Here is an 18,410-nt window from a genome sequence, read left to right on the forward strand (position 1 = left end):
TAATCATAACACCACTACAAACGAAATCACAAGTTTCGTTTCGTTTCTATTTCGTTTTCATCAATTATGCTTATTTACAAGCCTATTTTACCTGTTTTTAACACTTGTTTTTGTGTATTTTTAATAATTCTTTCGCTTTTCTTCTGTTTTTCGTAAGAAACTATGGTCTTTTCTTTCGTTTTATGCTATGATTTTACATATTCACAAGAAGGGAACCATTTTAATTCCTTGTAATTCAATGTGTTTTATCACTTCGGCACAAGGAACGCAAACGAAAGAGAAACGAAACTTTTTGAGAGAAAAAGAAAAGGAAGAGGTGTACTGAAATGTCAAAACGGTTAGATGAAATTCGGAACTTACTATTTATAAGAAAGCGGGTCTATGTCAATGAGCTTGCTGAGTTGTACAACATCAGTGTTGTATCTATTAGAAAGTATTTGTGTGCTTTGGAAGAAGAAGGCACTGCTGAACGCTTTTATGGAGGCGCCAGCTTAGTGGAAAAGGATCCAGAACACGATTCTTCACCAGCTATGATGTTGGACTATCCTGTACATGCACAATTGGCACATCGTGCTTGCAAAGAAATTCATGATGGAGATATCATCTTCTTGGGTTCTGGTAGAACTTGTTGTATTTTGGCAAAGTTGCTTCATCAATTCAAGAACTTGTCTGTTGTAACCAATAACATCACTGCTTTGGATGATTTGTTGGCATGTGGTGCCAGAATCTACCTTATGGGTGGTGAAGTGACCAGTGTTGATGGCAAAACTTTGTTCTCCAGTCCAGAAAATCCACAGAACTTTATGGACAACATTCGTGTGAACAAAGCCTTCACCAGTATTTCTGGAATCGATCCAAGCACAGGTCTCACTGTAAATTCTATCATTAGTACATATATTTATCGTTGTATTCCCACCATTGCCCAAAGTTGGTACTTGATGGCATCTTCTGATAAGTTTGATCGCTTGTCTATGTATACCGTTGCAGGCTTTGAACAAATTGATTATTTGATTACAAATGATTATCCAGAAGAATATGACGAATTGTTTGAACAACATGATATTCACGTGATTTCCACACAAGAAGATGAACAAGAGGTGGAAAGTGCATGAGTAAATTCATACAATCACCAAAGTTTTACCGCACATTCTTTGTGCTCACCATCAGCATCGCCCTTCAAAATCTTTTGACCTACTCTGTCAACCTTGCAGATAACATGATGATTGGGCGTTATTCCCAAGATGCCATGAGTGCAATCTCCATTTGCAATCAGTTCCAATTTTTGTTGCAAATGCTTGTTGTGGGTGTCAGCGAAGGTGTTGTGGTTTTGGGTGCACAGTATTGGGGTAAAAAGGACACTGACCCCATTCGTAATATCATTGGTGTTGGACTTCGATTTGGGTTGTCCATTGCTTTGATTCTATTCATCGGTGCTTTGTTCTTCCCAAGTCAGTTGTTGGGACTGTTAACAAATGATGCCAATATCGTATCAGAAGGTGTGCAGTATCTGCATATTGTGTGTTTCACATATGTTTTGTTTACTGCAACCAACACTTTGGTGGCATCCCTACGTTCTGTGGGTATTGTCAACATTGGGTATATTTTGTCTGCATCTACCTTGGTCATCAATATTGTTCTAAATACTTGCTTGATTTATGGTAAATTTGGCTGTCCTGAATTGGGTATTCGTGGCGCTGCCATTGCAACCTTGGTTTCCCGTTCAGTGGAATTGTTGATTGCCATTTACTTCTTGAAAAACAAAGAAAAGGTTCTCAATCTGACATTGAAAAACCTGATTCATATTGATACTTCTTATTTCCAAGATTACATCAAGATTTCTTTGCCACTTTTGGTAACACAAGCAACTTGGGGACTTGCACAAATCATCCAAACTGGTATCATTGGAAATCTACCAGATGCAGCCTATGCAATTCCTGCAAATGCAATTGCTGTTTTGACCTTCCAAATCATTTCTGTCATTGGATATGGTGCTGCTGGTGCTGCCGCTATTTTGACAGGAAAAGCTGTTGGTGAAGGTAATATGACAAAAATCAAACAACAAACCGTTACCTTCCAATGTATTTTCTTAACCCTTGGAATTCTAACAGGTCTTGCAATTTATAGTTCACGCAATTTGGTGTTGTCCTTCTATCCAACCTTGCAACCAGAAGCCATTGTGGTTACTTTGCAATTCATCACCGTTATGGCAATCACATCTGTTGGTACTTGCTATCAAATGGCAACAGATTCTGGTATCATTCGAGCAGGAGGTTCTCCTTCCTTCTCCATGAAAAACAACACCGTTTTCATTTGGTTCATTGCATTGCCAATGGCGTATTTATCTGCTTATGTATGGGGTTTTCCAACAATTATCGTGTTCTTCTGGTTGAAGAGCGATCAAATTTTGAAATGCCCTGTCATCTTTATTTATGCCAATTCCTATAGATGGATGAAAAACGTAACACGTAACAAAACAGAAGTCGTGGCAGAAAGCGTTTGATGACAACTCACACAATTCGGTATACTTGTAGGGGAGGATAGTATCCTCCAGTGATGAATTGCCATGAAACATAAAATATATAACACATATGAATACAAACATACAAAAGACAAACAATTAGGAGGAACTATTATGGGTATGATTATTTGCGGTGCTCCAGGTTGTTGGGGTGTAGAAGATCCAAAGAATCCACACAATCCACATTGGACAAAGGTATTGTCAGAAGCATCACAAGCTGGCTATGGTGCCATTGAATTGGGACCTTATGGGTATTTGCCCATTGATGCTGATTTGGTTGCAGCAGAACTTACCAAAAACAACTTGGCAATTGTGGCTGGTACCATTTTCCAAGATTTGCTTTCCAAAGACAACTTGCCAAATGTATTGCAATATGTAGATGATATTTGTAGTGTCATCACAGATCCAAAGTTGCCAAAATTGCCTACGGAAGATGGTCAAAAGTTCCCAGCACCCTTCTTAACCGTTATGGATTGGTACCACGAAGAACGTGATTCTGTAGCGGGTCATTTTGATACTGCACCACGTCTTTCTGATGAGGAATGGGCTGCTTTTATCGAAAATGTAACAGCTGTTTGTGAACGTGCCAACCATTGGGGTGTACGTCCTACCATCCATCCACATGCTGGTGGATACATTGAATTTGCTGATGAAATTGAAAAGATTGCAAGGGATATTCCTTATGAAATCGCTGGTTTCTGTTTGGATACAGGTCATTTGTACTACTCTGGTATGGACCCTGTGGAATACATCAAAAAATACCAAGATCGTTTGGATTATGTGCATTTCAAAGATGTGAATGATGTCATTTACAAAGAAGTTTTGAAAGAACACATTCCATTCTTTGATGGTTGTGCAAAAGGAACCATGTGTCCAATTGGAAAAGGCTCTTTGGACTATGTTGCCATTCGTGAAGCTTTGGAAGAAGTATCCTATCATGGATATATCACCATTGAACAAGAACGTGACCCAAGGGATTCTGATGGAAGTCTGGAAGATGTGCGTGCAAGCGTTGCATACTTGCAAAAAAATGGATATCAAATATAAATCGATTAGAGAAAAGAGTAGGGTGACTTGCTCTTTTTTTGTTGTAGATATGAAGGGTGTTTATATAATGTGTAGTTACGGAGCGATGAGGGACTATCCCAAAGTTTGTGTAAACCTCCAAATTGATGTATGATAAATACAATCAGTTTGGAGGTTTTATTATGGCAAAAAGAACAAGAAGCGAAACACCACAAAAACAAGCAATGCGAGAAATGATGAAAGAATATTTAAAAAACAATGATGTATCCGTCAAAAATGGTGCAGACGTAAACGCCATCATGAGGGACATGATGTCTGTAATTCTCGAAGGCTCTCTTGATGAGGAACTAGACGAAGAATTAGGCTATTCTAAGTATGATTACGCAAACAAAGACACAAAAAACAGCAGAAATGGACACTCTTCCAAAACCATGCACACAAGTTATGGCGATATGGAGCTCGCTATCCCTAGAGATCGCAATAGCGAATATGAGCCACAGCTCATCAAGAAATATCAAAACACTGTCACACAAGACATGGAAGAAAAAATCATATCTATGTACGCCAAATGGTCATCACCTTGCTTTGCAAGGTCACCTTCGGTGCCCGCCCCTTCTTGGGCGGTGAGTGCATGACCACCAGTGATATTGAAGATCATATGCGAGAGCTTTACGACATCAAAATATCAGACAGTACAATCAGTAGAGTTACAGATAAAATCATTCCTATCGTGAAAGAGTGGCAGGAGCGCCCGCTGGAATCAGTCTATGCCGTTGTTTTTATGGATGCAATCCATTTCCATGTACGAAGCGAAGGGCGAATTGTGAAAAAGGCTGTATATATTGCCTTGGGTATAGATATGTCTGGTCGCAAAGATGTACTTGGTATGTATGTAGGCGAAAATGAAAGTGCGAAATTCTGGCTTTCTATCATGAATGGTCTCAAAAATAGAGGTATTCAAGACATTCTAATTGCCTGTATTGATGGACTAATCGGCTTTCCCCAAGCCATTGAAGCTGTTTTCCCACAGACCGAAATACAACACTGTGTTATTCATCAAATCCGCAATTCAACAAGATTTGTATCGTACAAAGATATCAAAGCGTTGATGGCAGATTTGAAACGAGTATATGCAGCTGCAACAGAAGAAATTGCTTTAAACGAACTGGAATTATTCGCTGAAAAATGGAATCAGAAATACCCTAAAATCTACAAATCTTGGATGGATAATTGGGCTACCTTATCCACGTATTTCAAGTATCCCGAAGCCATTAGACGGCTTATTTATACCACAAATGCCATCGAAGGTTTTAACCGTCAGTTACGAAAAGTGACAAAAAGTAAGACTATCTTTCCATCCGACGATAGTCTTTTGAAAATGCTCTATTTAGCCACTATGGACATTACCAAAAAATGGACAGGTCACCGCCAAGATTGGGGTCAAATCCATTCTCAACTTGAAATTTATTTTGAAGAACGTTTGGACGAAGCTGGATATTGATAGTCAGATTATATTGACATTTTTAAAAGTAACGCTATAATACAAAGCAAGGGCAGAACCAAAATCGACTCTGCCCTTCATGTAACTATTCATATATCATACATCTAAATTTTCAGTTTACACAAAACTTGAAACTGTCCCAGCGATGAGGACATCGCTCCCTACAAAAATCAAAACTTGAAGTACATTGCACTTGTAGGGGCGATTCACGAATCGACCGCAAAACCAAGATTCTTCATTGCTGTGCTCCTCTGAATGACAGTGCGTTGGCGTATGTTTGTGGGGGATGGCGTCCCCGACATCCCGTCATAAACAGCCACTACACAAAATAAGCATTTGACGTATTACGCAAACTACACTCCAAATCAAATTTCTGCACAAAAAAACCACTGTATCAGTTCAAATACAGTGGTAGTATACAAAAATGCAATAGACAAACTGAAATTGATGTTTCAAAAAACATCTTTTTTTGAGATAAAAACCCCTAGAAACGCCGAAATCATCGACATTTCTGCCGATGATTTCTATTTTGCGTGTTTTAAATTTGTTATGTGCGCAAAATAGATGTCACTTGAAAATTCAAGGAGGATTTGAACTCTCATATTTTTAGTAGTTTATTTCATCTAGTATCCCTTTTCCAGTACAGGGTGTCTATTTATTATGCCATTAATAGATTGCAATAAATACTCCATAACAATATCAAGGTGCTACCTTTGTTCTATGATACACACATAGCCATAATGGTTAAATACTATATCTCCGTTCAGAATTATTAGTTTACATCATTCTTAACAGTCTTTGGTTAAGCAATTCAATTCTAAGTATATCTTTTTTCATATTTGAGCGAGAATTATCTAATTGCTCCTGAATATTTAGCGGACGCGGAATATAGGTATAATTAGACTCTATGCTTCTAATTGAATCAGCTCTTTTACGGTTTTTATTTTCTAATCTCATGATTTCAAATCTTATTTTTGCTGCAGTTCGATTACTATCATCCAGCGTCTGATAATAGTTCTTTAGTTCAGCTCTAGGAATACTTCGGCGTAAAACCGAAGAGAATAAACCCACCTCATCAATAGCTTCCTTATTAACCGTGATATCTGTATCACTATTAAAGTTAGATAAAAAAGAAATCATATTATACATATGAAAATTTTGCCCAGTCTCACGGAAGAATTCATTTCGTAGTTCTATTCTCGGCCCAATGGTTTGCCCATGAATTATATTCCACCAATCTTCTTTTTGGTCATGTGTTACAAAAATGATATCACTCTTATTTTCAGTTGCATATTGCAGGATATCTTTCCACACAAATAAATCACCATATGAATCATGCTCATTTGTTTTCTTTGTATCCTTGTACCCTGGCGGAATCTGCTTTGAATATCTAATTTTACCATCATTTTCGATTTTGGAAAGAGTATCTTCCTCGTAAGGCGATCCTACCTTTCCGTCAAATAATTCCAGAATCTCATTAAGAATTTCATCATTACTATAACTGTTAACAAGAAGGTTTTGCGCCTGTATTCTTTCAATCCATTTCTCAATATAATTGTTCAACTCTAATAAGTCGGTTTCATTCTTTTCGATTCTTAAAGTTTGTCTACATTTTTCTACAAAAGCTTGTGCATCTTGATTTAATTTGGCATAACTGTTTTTTGTTTCCCATATAACTTCGTATCTATTTTTCATGAGCTCCACAGCTACTTGATATGGCATCCATATTCTTTCCTTGAGCTGATTTAATGCTGCAAATAATTGTTTTCGGGTACTTTGGCTATACCGATACAAGTTCAAGAAAACATTTGTATCAAAAACAAACACAGCATTACTCCACAAATTTTCTTTTTCATCAACAGAGAGCTCTATATATTCATTGATTGCTTTTCTCATATTCCCCCTACTTTCTACAAAATATCTACAACGTACCCAACTTTGGTTCTGGAAAACATAACTTTAGATGGAAACACGTTTTCCCTTAAATTTGCTAAATCAACTAATGTCAACACCCATTCCGATAATCTCAACTTCCTGAAATTTACCCACTAAAACATTTATAGGTCTAGGACGTTTACAAAATCGTCCCAGACCTAATGTTTATTTACCTTCAAGAAACTTCAAAATGTCCTCGTAACTTCGTGTGCTATTCTCCATAGCTTCCAGTAACTCTTGTTTTTGCAGATCACTTTTCTTCTCCTGCAATGCAACTAATGGAATGGCTATACTTAACTAGACAGAAAAGATAAGGTCATGTAAAATAAAACTAATATAAAATAAGGAGATGATTACATGACTAAAAAACGACAACGAAGAGAATTTACAGAAGAATTTAAACAGCAGATGGTTCAATTATATAACAACGGAAAATCGAAAGCAGATATCAATCGTGAATACGATTTAACACCATCGGCACTGAATCGCTGGATACAGCGTTACAATGCTACTGGTTCTACAAAAGAAGCTGATAATCGCACACCAGAAGAAGCTGAACTCATCAAACTTCGTAAAGAGCTACAACAGCTACGAATGGAAAATGACATACTAAAGCAAGCGGCGCTGATATTCGGACGAAAGTAATTGTAATTCGAGCAAATCGACACAAATACTCTATATCAGCCATGTGTAAATGCCTTGAAATCAGCAGGAGTACCTACTATTACGAGGCTTCGTCCAAGAAAGATGATACGGAATTAGAACAAGAAATTGAACGGATTTTTTATGAAAATAAAGAAGTCTACGGAAGTCGTAAAATGAAAAAAGAGCTGAAGAAGTTGGGCAAACAGGTTTCTAGACGCAGAATTTGCCGCATTATGAAACGTTTAGGGCTAATTTCGGTCTATACCGTTGCCAAGTTCAAACCACAAAAGCAACAATGCAATGAGTCGCCAGTAAAAAACGAACTAGCTCGTCAATTTGATAACCAGCCTCCCAATGCAGTAATTGTTGGGGATTTGACGTATGTTCGAGTGAACTATAAATGGAACTATGTTTGTATCTTAATTGATTTATTCAACCGAGAAATCGTTGGATTTAGTGCAGGACTTCACAAAAATGCTCAGTTGGTATATGATGCTTTTGCAACAATCAAAGGGAATTTATCTGAAATCGAGTTGTTCCATACGGATCGAGGCAGCGAGTTTAAAAACTATCTCATTGATGAAATGTTAGATGTGTTTCAGATCAAACGATCCCTCAGCATGAAGGGCTGCCCCTATGATAATGCAGTTGCAGAAGCCAATTTCAAGGTATTCAAAACAGAATTTGTTCGAGGACGAAATTTCGTCAGTTTGGAGCAATTGAAGTTAGAACTTGCAGACTATGTGCATTGGTTCAATAACATACGTTTGCATGGCTCTTTGGATTATAGAACACCAGCCGAATATCGGGTACTGACCTTATAAAAATTGTCCAAAAAAGTGTTGACATTCCACTATATCCCTCTGTATCGGCTCGGTCACACAGATATAAATACACTTGCTTGGCTCGATTGCTCAAATCCACTTCCTCATAAATTTTTCTATCACTTCTCAATGCATCACCTCCTAACTTTCACTGCTTTATCCATTGTACTCTCGCCATCCACCTTAGGGTTTTCGGTTTTCATAACACCATGCCCTTTACACATTTCTGCGATTCCACCAAATATAATACGTTGGCGAATTTCTTCTTCATTGGCATACACAACCTTTCGCACCACAGGTTCTGGCGGTGCATAGACTTGATCCAACGTAATTCCCCATTCAAAAAATAGTTTCAATGTCAACTTCATAGGATTGATTCCTGTGCGTGTTACAATGAACATATCCTTTGGCATGGCTTTGATTTCGTCAGGTGACATAAGCAGTCTACCAACCATCTGATAAGACTTCGAATGTTCCCTTCCCTTTGATGTACTACCTGATAAAACAGTTCGTTCTCCTAGATTTTTGGACAATACATTTGCTGTTTCAGAGTTAGGCGCAAACCCACCATACAGACCAATTTGGCAGTTATCCATAATGATTTCACCACCCTCTTTGCCATAGTTTTTCGTCAGCTGTGCAAGAGATTGAATGATGGGAACAAAGGAAATTCGTCTTGACCTAGAAGCTGAAAACATCATTTCAGCAGATTCTATCTTGGGTAATGTGCCAAACTCATCGAGAAAGAAAATGGTTCGATTTGGTAGCTTTCCACCCATCTCATCGGCTATGGTCAGCATCTCTCGATAGAGCTGTTGCACAATCAAAGAAACAAGAAAAAACTTTGTTTGATCTTCCTCTGGAAGTATCAAAAACAATGCTGATTTTTCTTTTACAAATTTTTCTGTATCAACCTTTGATTCAAAGCAAAGCAATTGTTCAACCTCGGAATCTAAGAAAGCATTCAACTTTGACAAGGCTGTAGACATAACCGATGCCATCCCTTGATCTGATGTATTCAGTGCTGCACCACTCAGCCATCTTGCTTTATGGTCATCTGGTAATTTATCCATCAGCGTTTTGAATTTCGATTGTTCATTTTTTTCAACTGCAAGCAAATCTTGAATCATTTTGAACACAGAAACGATATGCCTTTGTTCTCCCTCAATTTCAAATTTCACCGGCGAACAAAATTCTGCTATCACCAAAATCACTGCTGTTACAAGTCCCTCTGCTGAATCATAGAAATACGAGTTTTGCCCAGCTCCACCTTCCAATCCATTTTGCACAATAGTTTTTGCAATAATCTTCGCATACTTTTCCGCTTTCGCCTTTGCCACAAGAGAGCCTGTCTGCAAGAAATTATCCATATATTGATTGACTAGATTGAGCATATTGAAGCCATCTGATTGTGTAGGATTTCTCAAATCCAATACCGAAATATCATAGCCATATGCTTTTGCCACTGGACCATATGAACGAAGCACGTCCCCTTTTGTATCTGTTACAAGAAAGCTCATGCCTGCTGCACAACAGTATTCTATATTGGGATATAGGAATTTTGCTGTTTTCCCAACACCAGCTGCACCAATCATAAGTGCATGAACATCTCCATCGTCTACAATGGCTGTCATCTTATGCTTTGACTTTTTGCAACCGATAATCAAGCCTTGTGGTAAATCTTTTGGTGGCTGCTTTCTCCATTTTTCAGGTGTGAAGTCTATATATTGAAATTGCTTTTGCATTTCTTTTTCCGTTGCAAAACGAGCAGTGCCATACTGCCCATCTCCAACTGTTTTACTTTTGATATTCAATGAATTTTTCTGTTCCAATAAAAAAACCACTATCATAAATAGGATAAATACAACACCTAAAATGATAAGTGGTAAAAGATTTGATATTTTGATTTGGCTCACCCCCAATAAAAAACCTCCCAAAAGGGAGGTAATGATTGATTATTTTTCTTTTGTTTTCTTACAGATTCATTATTACTTAGCCTTCATTTAATTTTCTTTCTATATCCAGCTGTTCATATTCTTTATTTAATTCTTTTCGTAATTCTTCTTCACTCGGCAAATACAATTTATATTTAGAGGCATAAATGTTGCTATCCTTTGGCAAAGTATATTTTACAAGGCTATCACTCTTATCTGCACAAAGAACAATTCCAATAGGCGGATTATCTCCATCATTCATCATTTCTGCTTCATAATAATTTACATACATTTGCATTTGTCCAATATCTTGATGTGTTAAATCTCCAATTTTAAGGTCTATGATAACAAAGCATTTCAAAATATAATTATAAAAAAGTAAATCAACATAAAAATGTCTGCCATCAAAGGTAATTCTTTTTTGCCTTGCTACAAAGGAAAATCCCCTACCAAGTTCCAATAAAAATTTTTGCAAATGATTGATCAACGCATCTTCCAAATCTTTTTCAGCAAAATTGGCTTGGTCTGGAAGTCCTAGAAATTCCAACACATAAGGATCACGGATAATGTCTTCCGCTATTTTCGTTCTTGGCTCTAACGATAATATTTCGCTACTGACCAACTCTTTATCTTGGCTCGATAGTAATCTTTCATAGAAAAACGAATTGATTTGTCTTTCCAATTGTCGTGTACTCCAGTTGGATTTCACAGATTCATCTTCATAAAATTTTCTTGCGTTTTCATTTTCCACACGCATCAAAAGGCGATAATGCGTCCAACTCAATTCGCTACGCAGTGCGTAGCTTTTTTGAAATATCAGATAAAATTGCCGCATATTCTTTAGATTTGCAACAGTGAAACCTTTCCCAAACTCCTCGGTTAACTCGATAGATAATGATTTGATTAAATCAGTTCCATATTCAGCTTTTTCATTTCCACCTTGTTTTTCAACAATAGCTCTGCCTATTTCAAAATAAGCCAGCACCATAGCATTGTTGGCAGTTTGATAAACTTTATTTCTTGCAGAATATAATATTTCTCGGATATCATTTAATATTGATTTATCTAAATTCATATCATTCTTCCTTTCTATAACGAATATAACCCAATTCGCCACGCAGTGCGTAGCTTTTTTGAAATTCACTTCTACAACAATCTTACCATCTTAAAAACTTATTTTCAACTCAAATTACAATCCCCACTTTTCGCTCTTTTCAAATTTTCCAATCGTTCCATCTCTTTGGGATATTCCAAATCAAAATAAATCTTCAACCGAATCCCCAAGTCCACCATCTCCATCCACTTCTCCACATTGCACGCACCTGTTGTTTGAAACTCTTGCCATAATTCTTCACCCAAGGTACTGATTGCCATTAGTCTTTTTCTCAGTTTGTTTTTATCCGTATAGGGTTTATATTTTCCTATCAATTCTTGCAATACCATTTCGTATGTTTTTTCTGCATCGCATAAACAAATAGCAGTGATGCTCAAATCAATCAAACGCACAATGGATTGACTTCTTTTTTTATCATCATCCACATTTCCCTCTAGCTTTTTCACCTCGCCACATACACCTCGAACCAAAAACCGCAATCCATGTTTCTTAACATACTCATCTCGAAAGGTATTGTATTCCGACTCACGATTACGCATGGCTATCATTTTTTCAGCAATCTTTTGATACTGTTCTATCTTTGTATGTGGAACTGCTGATTTTGGTATTTCTCCATGTAGTTCTTTTAAATCCTCATTCCAATCTTTATTTTTAGACAACAAACGATTGATCGTATAGCCTTTTTCAGATAACATATCATAAAATTTATCATAGGTTTCAATGCCAGCCACATCATGGTCAATACAAATATGGATGTGCTTGATATTGTTCTGTTCTTCCAAAAATCTAAGCATTGCCTTGGGCGACAAGCCATCCAGCGACAAGTAGCTATTCCCTTTTTCTAAATCCTTTTGCAATGTCATAAAAGATAACATATCCACCGCACTTTCAAACACATACAGATGTTCATTGGTTCCACGATGACAAAATCCATAATTCATATCAGAACCTTTCACCGTTGAACGAAAGGAATTGTACGGACTTTTCGCACTTGCCGATTGGGGTATTCCATTTGGTTTCGTACCAACAAAAACGATGTTGTTAAATTGAAATCCTTGATAAATCTTTCCTTTGGAAACAAAAAAGTCTACAAATTCTTGGCGGATATATCGTTTACCCACCAAGTATTCATAGACTTTTTGATTGTATTTTGATTTTTCTGGAAGGATAAATTCTGGCTTTGGTTTTGTGTGATAGGACACTTCCATTTGCAAAGCGGTATTGTCCAACAACTCTGCCATTGCCCCTTTGAAATCCAAACCATAAAATTCTTCCAAGAACGAAATGGTATAGCCACCCTTTTGATTTTTGTGATCATACCAACGATTATTTTTGATGCAAACGCTATCGTGTTTCCCTTGGGAGTCATGGTAAATCCAACGAAACTCATTGCCAGATTGTTTCAATTCTTCGCCATGACACATAAGGTATTCTTCCAGAGAAATATTGTTCGCTTGTTCGATTTGCTCCTTTGTAAATTTTGACATAACTCTCCTTTCACAATTTCAACCCTTGATCTCGTTTTTTCTCAATCATTTTTTGGAACAACTTGCTTTCCACTTTCAACTTGCCTGTATCTTGTTTATTGACAATAGATTTTCTGAATATTTTGGAAAGGTGCTTCACAAGATTTACAGATATATTTTCCATTTGCTGCGTTTGAATTTCTGCGTGGTTCAATGACAAAACTTGTTGTATGATGTTGTTTTTGATGGATTGAAATTCTTTTTGTTCAGATAATTTGGGATAGATATATTCCTTGTCTGAATACAATTCATACACTTGGTTTTGCATCTCTTGCCACAACAAATATGCTTCCTGTACCGATGGTTCTTTCTCCAATTCATCCACGATTGCATCCACCAATTTTTTTGTATCCTTTGGAAGATATCCATATACTTTTTTACCCTTTGTTTGATTGAGTTGTCCTCGCAATTCCAAAACCAACTTCTGTATTTCTTGATTTTGCATTGGTTGCTTTCCCATTTCAGCAAAGACTTTTTTACATTCTTCCTTCAGTTCTTTTCTGCGTTCTGTCTTTGCAAAATACACATCTTGCAAGTGGTCTTTGAATATCAGTTTGGATAAATCTGATTTACAATTTGCAATACCTTGCTTGGTGACATACCCTTTCTTTGGATTCTGGGAATAGCAAATCAAATGCACATGAGGGTGTTGTTCATGATTGTGGTAGGCTGCGTACCAACAAAAATCTTCTATGGGGATTTTCATATTTTCTGCAAGCTTGGGTGCATATTGTTCCAAGGTGTTTTTCCATTTTTCTAAATGATTGAATCCTGTTTGTTCAGCATCTTCACGTTTCAAAGAAATGATGGGTGTCCAGACATTACCTTCGTGGTTCGCCACTTCTTCTGCAACTTTTCGCAAGGATATTTCTGCATTGCCTGAAGTAAATAGACCATGCTCTGCAACTTTCTCAACCCCTTTTCGCTTGGAAATATAGCTAACATAGTTTTCTTTCTTGTCATGTAAAAATGTATCGGCAACCAGATTTTTTACAACACCATCTCTCGTTGCCATATACTCCACAGTGTTTTTCTTATGGGTTGCACCACCCTTGAGATATGGAAATTTCAAAATCAACTTTGCCATCAACCATCACCTCGTTGATAAGCAATCGCATCTTCAAATTTGATTTTTCCATATGTTTTTTTCACCTCTTGCATACATCGTTCTCGTATTTTTTTGATATCAGCTTCATCCACGTTGATACTTGCCGCAAGCAAATTCATCATAATATTCATTTCTACCGCTAAGCGAAATAAGTTGCCTGAGTGTTTGTTTTCTGATTCTTTAATTGTAGCCTGCATAGAATTTACCAAGATTTTTGATAGGTACTCCGCAGATTCAGTGCTTGTTAAATATCCATGATAAAATTTCACTGCCTTTTCTATGAATTCACTGCGACTTTTGCAGTTATCAGATTCGTAGACTGTATCTATTTGTTCCCACATTTCAGGGTATAACCATACCATCAACCTTGTTTTCGCTTTGCTTTTTTCTGTATTTTTCATTGAAAAACCTCCATTTCATTACAGGTATACCTTCCCGTATACCTATCGTTTCTGCTGTTTTCTAAGCATTTGGGGATTTGTGTACACCTCCAACAGCACTTTTTTCATTTGACGTATACCCTTAGATAGTAACTCAAAATCTCCTGAAAGCCTTGATTTTGGGCATTCCCCCTCGGCACTGCCGTGGGATGTGAGCCGACAGGTATACCTGTCTTTATCCTGCAACTCTTAAAAAGACCTAAAAAGCCCTGTAAATCTCTGATTATGAAACCATACGCACCACCTCAACTTTCTTTTCTTTCTTTTCATACTTCGCCACCATTCGCCCAAATTTCGGTTTACATCTCTCATTGGGGCAGTTGCTCCATTAGGGAAACAAAATGGCACACCGTGGCTACAGTGGGGACACATCGCCATTCACCGCTTATGGCATTGATTCCATGTTTTCATTTCTCATAGCATTTGTGCTTGTTTGAACCGAATGTTGTTCTTTTATCTTCTCTATTTTTGACTTACTTTCACTTACAATCCTACTTTCCAAGTATTCCCTTGTCACCGCTGGTACACGTTTTTGATACAATTCCTCGATGACAGCTTCCAATTCTTTCTCTAGTTTTTCTTCTTTCTTCTGCAAATAGAACACCAGTGCATCCAGTTTGTCTTTTTCAAATTCAATTACAATCTTTTTCTTCATACCTAATCACATCCAATCTAGGTCTTTTGGATTAAATCCATATACTTCCACCCTTGGTTCCAGTGCTTTTTCTTGCATGGTAAATGTGGGAATTTCAGAAAACATTTCCTTGTATTTTTCAATATCTTCCTCTTTCAGCGACACAAATTCCTCGCCATCATCTCCACAAACAAAGAATGGACCACGGATGATATCCTCATTTCCAAGCCAACGATTGGGTTCCATTCCATTGATTTTGCCTTCTTCGTTGACGATAATTAAGTTGCCATCGTCCATATAGATGGGTTCAATCAAGCCTTCCACCTCATTTTGCAATGACTTCAAATCCGATTCAATTTCTTTCATATAAGGTTCTTTGCCCATTTCTACTTTTAAAATTTTCATATCATTTCCTCCTTAATCTCAATCCATATCTGCTAATCTTCCATATGCATAAAAATGTTGTTTCCAATAAGAATTGCTCAAACTTTCATATCCAATAGGATCACCACAATGCAACATCTGGTTATCACCAACGTAAATGCCGATATGGGTTACATCAGATGTCGATGTATATGTGTCTGTGAAAAACACCAAATCCCCCGGTTGCAAATCCTCTTTTGCAACACTTGTGCATTGATTATAAATCCCTTGTGCTGTTGTTCTGGACAGTTGATACACGCCAGATTGGGTGTAACTCCAACAAATAAAGCCAGAACAATCAAAACCTGTCACAGGAGAACTGCCACCCCAAACATAAGCCATACCAATATATTTCGTTGCTTCGCTCATCAATGCTGCAAAGGTTTCATCGTCAAAGGCTTCACTGGGAATGCCATTGAAATTGGATGTTGCTGCATAACCATACTTCACAAAGAGATATAGTTCCTTTTGGTCATTTGCCAAATCTTCTGTAAATTCCATATCCAGCAATGTTTCCAATTCATTCTGTATCTCCAAATCAGTTTCGTTCTCCACAAAAATTTCTACAAATTCTTGATAGAATGATTCTTCGAAATCCAAATCTTCATTGCCAAAATACAAAACATAAAAATAAGACTTGATTTGTAAGTCATCAAGTCCATCCGTGTTTTCTTCTGTATTCCCCTCTATCCATTCTTCTATCACTTCATCTAAAATCAAAAATTGTTCTTGCATTTCCTCGATATATGCAACGTATTCTTCTGGGAAATCTGTAGGTATTTCTTCTTGTTGAAATACAATTCTTGCCACTTCACGATTATAATTTGCTTCTGTATTGACCATAGAAACCAATAAAAGCAGTGGCAATAACAGGCAAATGACAACCCCAACCAGAAAAGAAAGCACACCATTTCGTAATCTCTCGTCTGTCAAAGCTGTCGCAATGGCTTTTTTGAGTAACGCTACTTTCATCAGCGACCACCTGCAGTTCCAAACAATCTTTCTTTATATTTCTGACACTTCACAACCAAGTGATACACGTCAGCACCATGACGAAACACACAAACACCCCTTGCTGGATAGCCAATCAAGTCATACAAACATTCTTCCAGTTGCAACATTTCCATATATTCTTTCTTGGAAATATTCCCTGGAAAGAATAAAAATTGATGCGTTGGGATAGCAAAAAGTGGTTTTGTCATTTCTTTGATATTTGGCTGGTTAAAGTCCTCCACATTTTGACTTGCGATAATCACAGCACTTTCCTTTTTTCGCACACGTTTCATTGCATTTCTGATATATTCAATGGCTGTTACATTTGACAAAAAGAGATATAACTCATCTAAAAATGCTGCTGTATTCCCTTTGGATAGCAGTGCATCTGACATATAAGAAAGCACATTGAACAGCATAACATTGCGAATACTTTCGTCAGCTTCAAGGATTCCTTTCACCCCAAATGTAATGAATTTATGATTTTTGATATTGGTATGTCCATCAAAAAACTTGCTATCTGCACCAATACTAATGGATTTGATTTTCAAGCACAGGTTTCGCAAGGTTTCTTTTGTGTAGATATTTCCTCGGTCATTCTGGTAGATATTCAACTTCCCTTCTGCCAGTTTGTATAAATCTGAAAGAATGGGAAAGTCATTGCCACTCAAATTTCCAAGTAATCTATCCTCATTGATACCAAAATTATCATACAATTCTTCCAACAAAATTTCCAAAACATCAATTTCTGCTGTGGTGAACTCCTTATAAGAACGGAAAAAGTCACGCAAAAATGAAATATGACGAGGCAAAATGTTTTCACCATCATCCCAAGCCTTTGGTTCAAGTACGTTGATGATAAATTCTCCACTGGTCAAATCCAAGTATTGCCCATCCAGATTTTCTGTCAAATCCACATATTCCGATTCTGCATCTAGGCAAATGATATCCATACCACTAAGTCGCATATTGGTCATCAAAATCTTCATCAGATAGGATTTCCCTTGTCCTGAATTTCCCAAAATCAACACATTTGCATTGGTTTTGTCCTCACTTCGTTTCTGAAAATCTATGAATAAATTTGAACCATACTTATCGTTTCCAATGTAAAAACCCTTTTCATCTGCCTTACCTGAATAGTTGAATGGATAGGTATTTGCCACACTGGTTGCTGGCAACACACGTTCATACTGTTCACGAAAGTCGTTGTGTCCACATGGTTTCACCGATTGAAAACCTTCTTGTTGTCGCAAAAAAAGCTTGTCACAGGAAAGTTTGGAACGTGTCAGTTCTGCTTCTACATCGGATTGCATCTCTTTCAACTTTTCAAGTGATGGTGCTGAAATTTCAATATATACCGCACAATGAATCAAAGGTTCACGATCCCTGTGCAGCTGCGCAATGAGATTGGATACACTTTGGAGATTGCTTTCTGCCACAACAGTGCTTTGCATATCCCCTGTAGAACGTTCCAGTTGATTTTTGTTGGCTGCATTTTGAATGATTTTTCGTTCTTCAGCTGATGTGACGTGCCTTGTGTAAATATGAATCGTTACACCTGAACGCTCGCCCAAATGTTGCAAAATGGCTTGTTCATTGGTTTCCGACGGATAATGGCTGATTGCCCAAACAGAACGAAAACTGCTACCACAAATATAATAATCGTGATAAAACCGCAACACCGATGGACTACACATATCCAAAAAATCTTTGACCTTAGCTTCTTCTTTTTCTCTTTCTGTTTTTGGCAACAACAACTTGTTTTTCTTGATTTTACTGATTTTCATAG

14 protein-coding genes and 1 pseudogene are annotated in these 18,410 nt (G+C 37.3%); 5 read left to right on the plus strand and 10 right to left on the minus strand.

The features are described 5' to 3' along the window. The first annotated feature begins 326 nt into the window (after positions 1–326). The 4 genes and pseudogenes from MJY40_RS10810 (at position 327) to MJY40_RS10825 (ending at position 5,045) form a co-directional block, all read left to right on the plus strand. Positions 327–1,112 (plus strand): DeoR/GlpR family DNA-binding transcription regulator, encoded by a 786-nt coding sequence (locus tag MJY40_RS10810; RefSeq protein WP_317854256.1) that lies wholly within the window; start codon positions 327–329, stop codon positions 1,110–1,112. Then, positions 1,109–2,500, plus strand: coding sequence for an MATE family efflux transporter (locus tag MJY40_RS10815; protein ID WP_317854257.1), 1,392 nt, complete (start codon positions 1,109–1,111; stop codon positions 2,498–2,500). The genes MJY40_RS10810 and MJY40_RS10815 overlap by 4 nt, the downstream gene beginning before the upstream one ends. A gap of 132 nt (positions 2,501–2,632) precedes the next feature. Next, a complete protein-coding gene (locus MJY40_RS10820; RefSeq protein WP_317854258.1) occupies positions 2,633–3,565 on the plus strand; it encodes a sugar phosphate isomerase/epimerase family protein in 933 nt (310 codons plus the stop codon). A gap of 203 nt (positions 3,566–3,768) precedes the next feature. Then, positions 3,769–5,045 (plus strand): annotated as a pseudogene (locus MJY40_RS10825) (IS256 family transposase). 777 nt (positions 5,046–5,822) lie between these two features. On the opposite strand, the gene MJY40_RS10830 reads toward MJY40_RS10825, so the two are convergent. Further along, positions 5,823–6,941 (minus strand): PIN domain-containing protein, encoded by a 1,119-nt coding sequence (locus MJY40_RS10830; RefSeq protein WP_317854259.1) that lies wholly within the window; start codon positions 6,939–6,941, stop codon positions 5,823–5,825. Between the two features lie 396 nt (positions 6,942–7,337). Between MJY40_RS10830 and MJY40_RS10835 the strand changes: the two genes are divergently transcribed. Continuing rightward, a protein-coding gene (locus tag MJY40_RS10835; protein WP_317853734.1) for an IS3 family transposase occupies positions 7,338–8,449 on the plus strand; the annotation gives its coding sequence in 2 pieces (ribosomal slippage) (positions 7,338–7,590 and positions 7,590–8,449; 1,113 coding nt in all). Positions 8,450–8,583: 134 nt separating this feature from the next. Here MJY40_RS10835 and MJY40_RS10840 read toward each other — a convergent pair. The 9 genes from MJY40_RS10840 to MJY40_RS10880 form a co-directional block, all read right to left on the minus strand. Continuing rightward, the gene (locus MJY40_RS10840) at positions 8,584–10,299 is read right to left on the minus strand and encodes a VirD4-like conjugal transfer protein, CD1115 family (protein WP_317856449.1); all 1,716 of its coding nucleotides are present in this window, start codon (positions 10,297–10,299) and stop codon (positions 8,584–8,586) included. A 142-nt stretch (positions 10,300–10,441) separates the two neighbouring features. Next, positions 10,442–11,458 carry a PDDEXK nuclease domain-containing protein gene (locus MJY40_RS10845; protein WP_317854260.1) on the minus strand — a complete coding sequence of 339 codons (1,017 nt, stop codon included), beginning with the start codon at positions 11,456–11,458 and terminating at the stop codon, positions 10,442–10,444. 104 nt (positions 11,459–11,562) lie between these two features. After that, the gene (locus MJY40_RS10850) at positions 11,563–12,984 is read right to left on the minus strand and encodes a DUF3991 and toprim domain-containing protein (protein WP_317854261.1); all 1,422 of its coding nucleotides are present in this window, start codon (positions 12,982–12,984) and stop codon (positions 11,563–11,565) included. A 10-nt stretch (positions 12,985–12,994) separates the two neighbouring features. Continuing rightward, on the minus strand, positions 12,995–14,110 hold the full coding sequence (gene mobP3, locus MJY40_RS10855) for a MobP3 family relaxase (RefSeq protein ID WP_317854262.1): 1,116 nt from the start codon (positions 14,108–14,110) through the stop codon (positions 12,995–12,997). Further along, entirely contained in the window at positions 14,110–14,532 is a 423-nt protein-coding gene (locus MJY40_RS10860; protein WP_317854263.1) for a hypothetical protein, read from the minus strand. Before MJY40_RS10860 ends, mobP3 begins: the two co-directional genes overlap by 1 nt. A gap of 424 nt (positions 14,533–14,956) precedes the next feature. Beyond that, entirely contained in the window at positions 14,957–15,226 is a 270-nt protein-coding gene (locus tag MJY40_RS10865) for a DUF6103 family protein (RefSeq protein ID WP_317854264.1), read from the minus strand. A 6-nt stretch (positions 15,227–15,232) separates the two neighbouring features. After that, positions 15,233–15,610 carry a DUF3846 domain-containing protein gene (locus MJY40_RS10870; RefSeq protein WP_317854265.1) on the minus strand — a complete coding sequence of 126 codons (378 nt, stop codon included), beginning with the start codon at positions 15,608–15,610 and terminating at the stop codon, positions 15,233–15,235. Between the two features lie 18 nt (positions 15,611–15,628). Beyond that, positions 15,629–16,600 carry a C40 family peptidase gene (locus tag MJY40_RS10875; protein WP_317854266.1) on the minus strand — a complete coding sequence of 324 codons (972 nt, stop codon included), beginning with the start codon at positions 16,598–16,600 and terminating at the stop codon, positions 15,629–15,631. Next, positions 16,600–18,408, minus strand: a complete 1,809-nt coding sequence (locus MJY40_RS10880; protein ID WP_317854267.1) for a VirB4 family type IV secretion system protein — start codon at positions 18,406–18,408, stop codon at positions 16,600–16,602. The genes MJY40_RS10875 and MJY40_RS10880 overlap by 1 nt, the downstream gene beginning before the upstream one ends. Between the last annotated feature and the right edge of the window lie 2 nt (positions 18,409–18,410).

The organism is Chakrabartyella piscis (assembly GCA_030067835.1).
GTDB lineage: Bacteria > Bacillota > Clostridia > Lachnospirales > Anaerotignaceae > Chakrabartyella > Chakrabartyella piscis.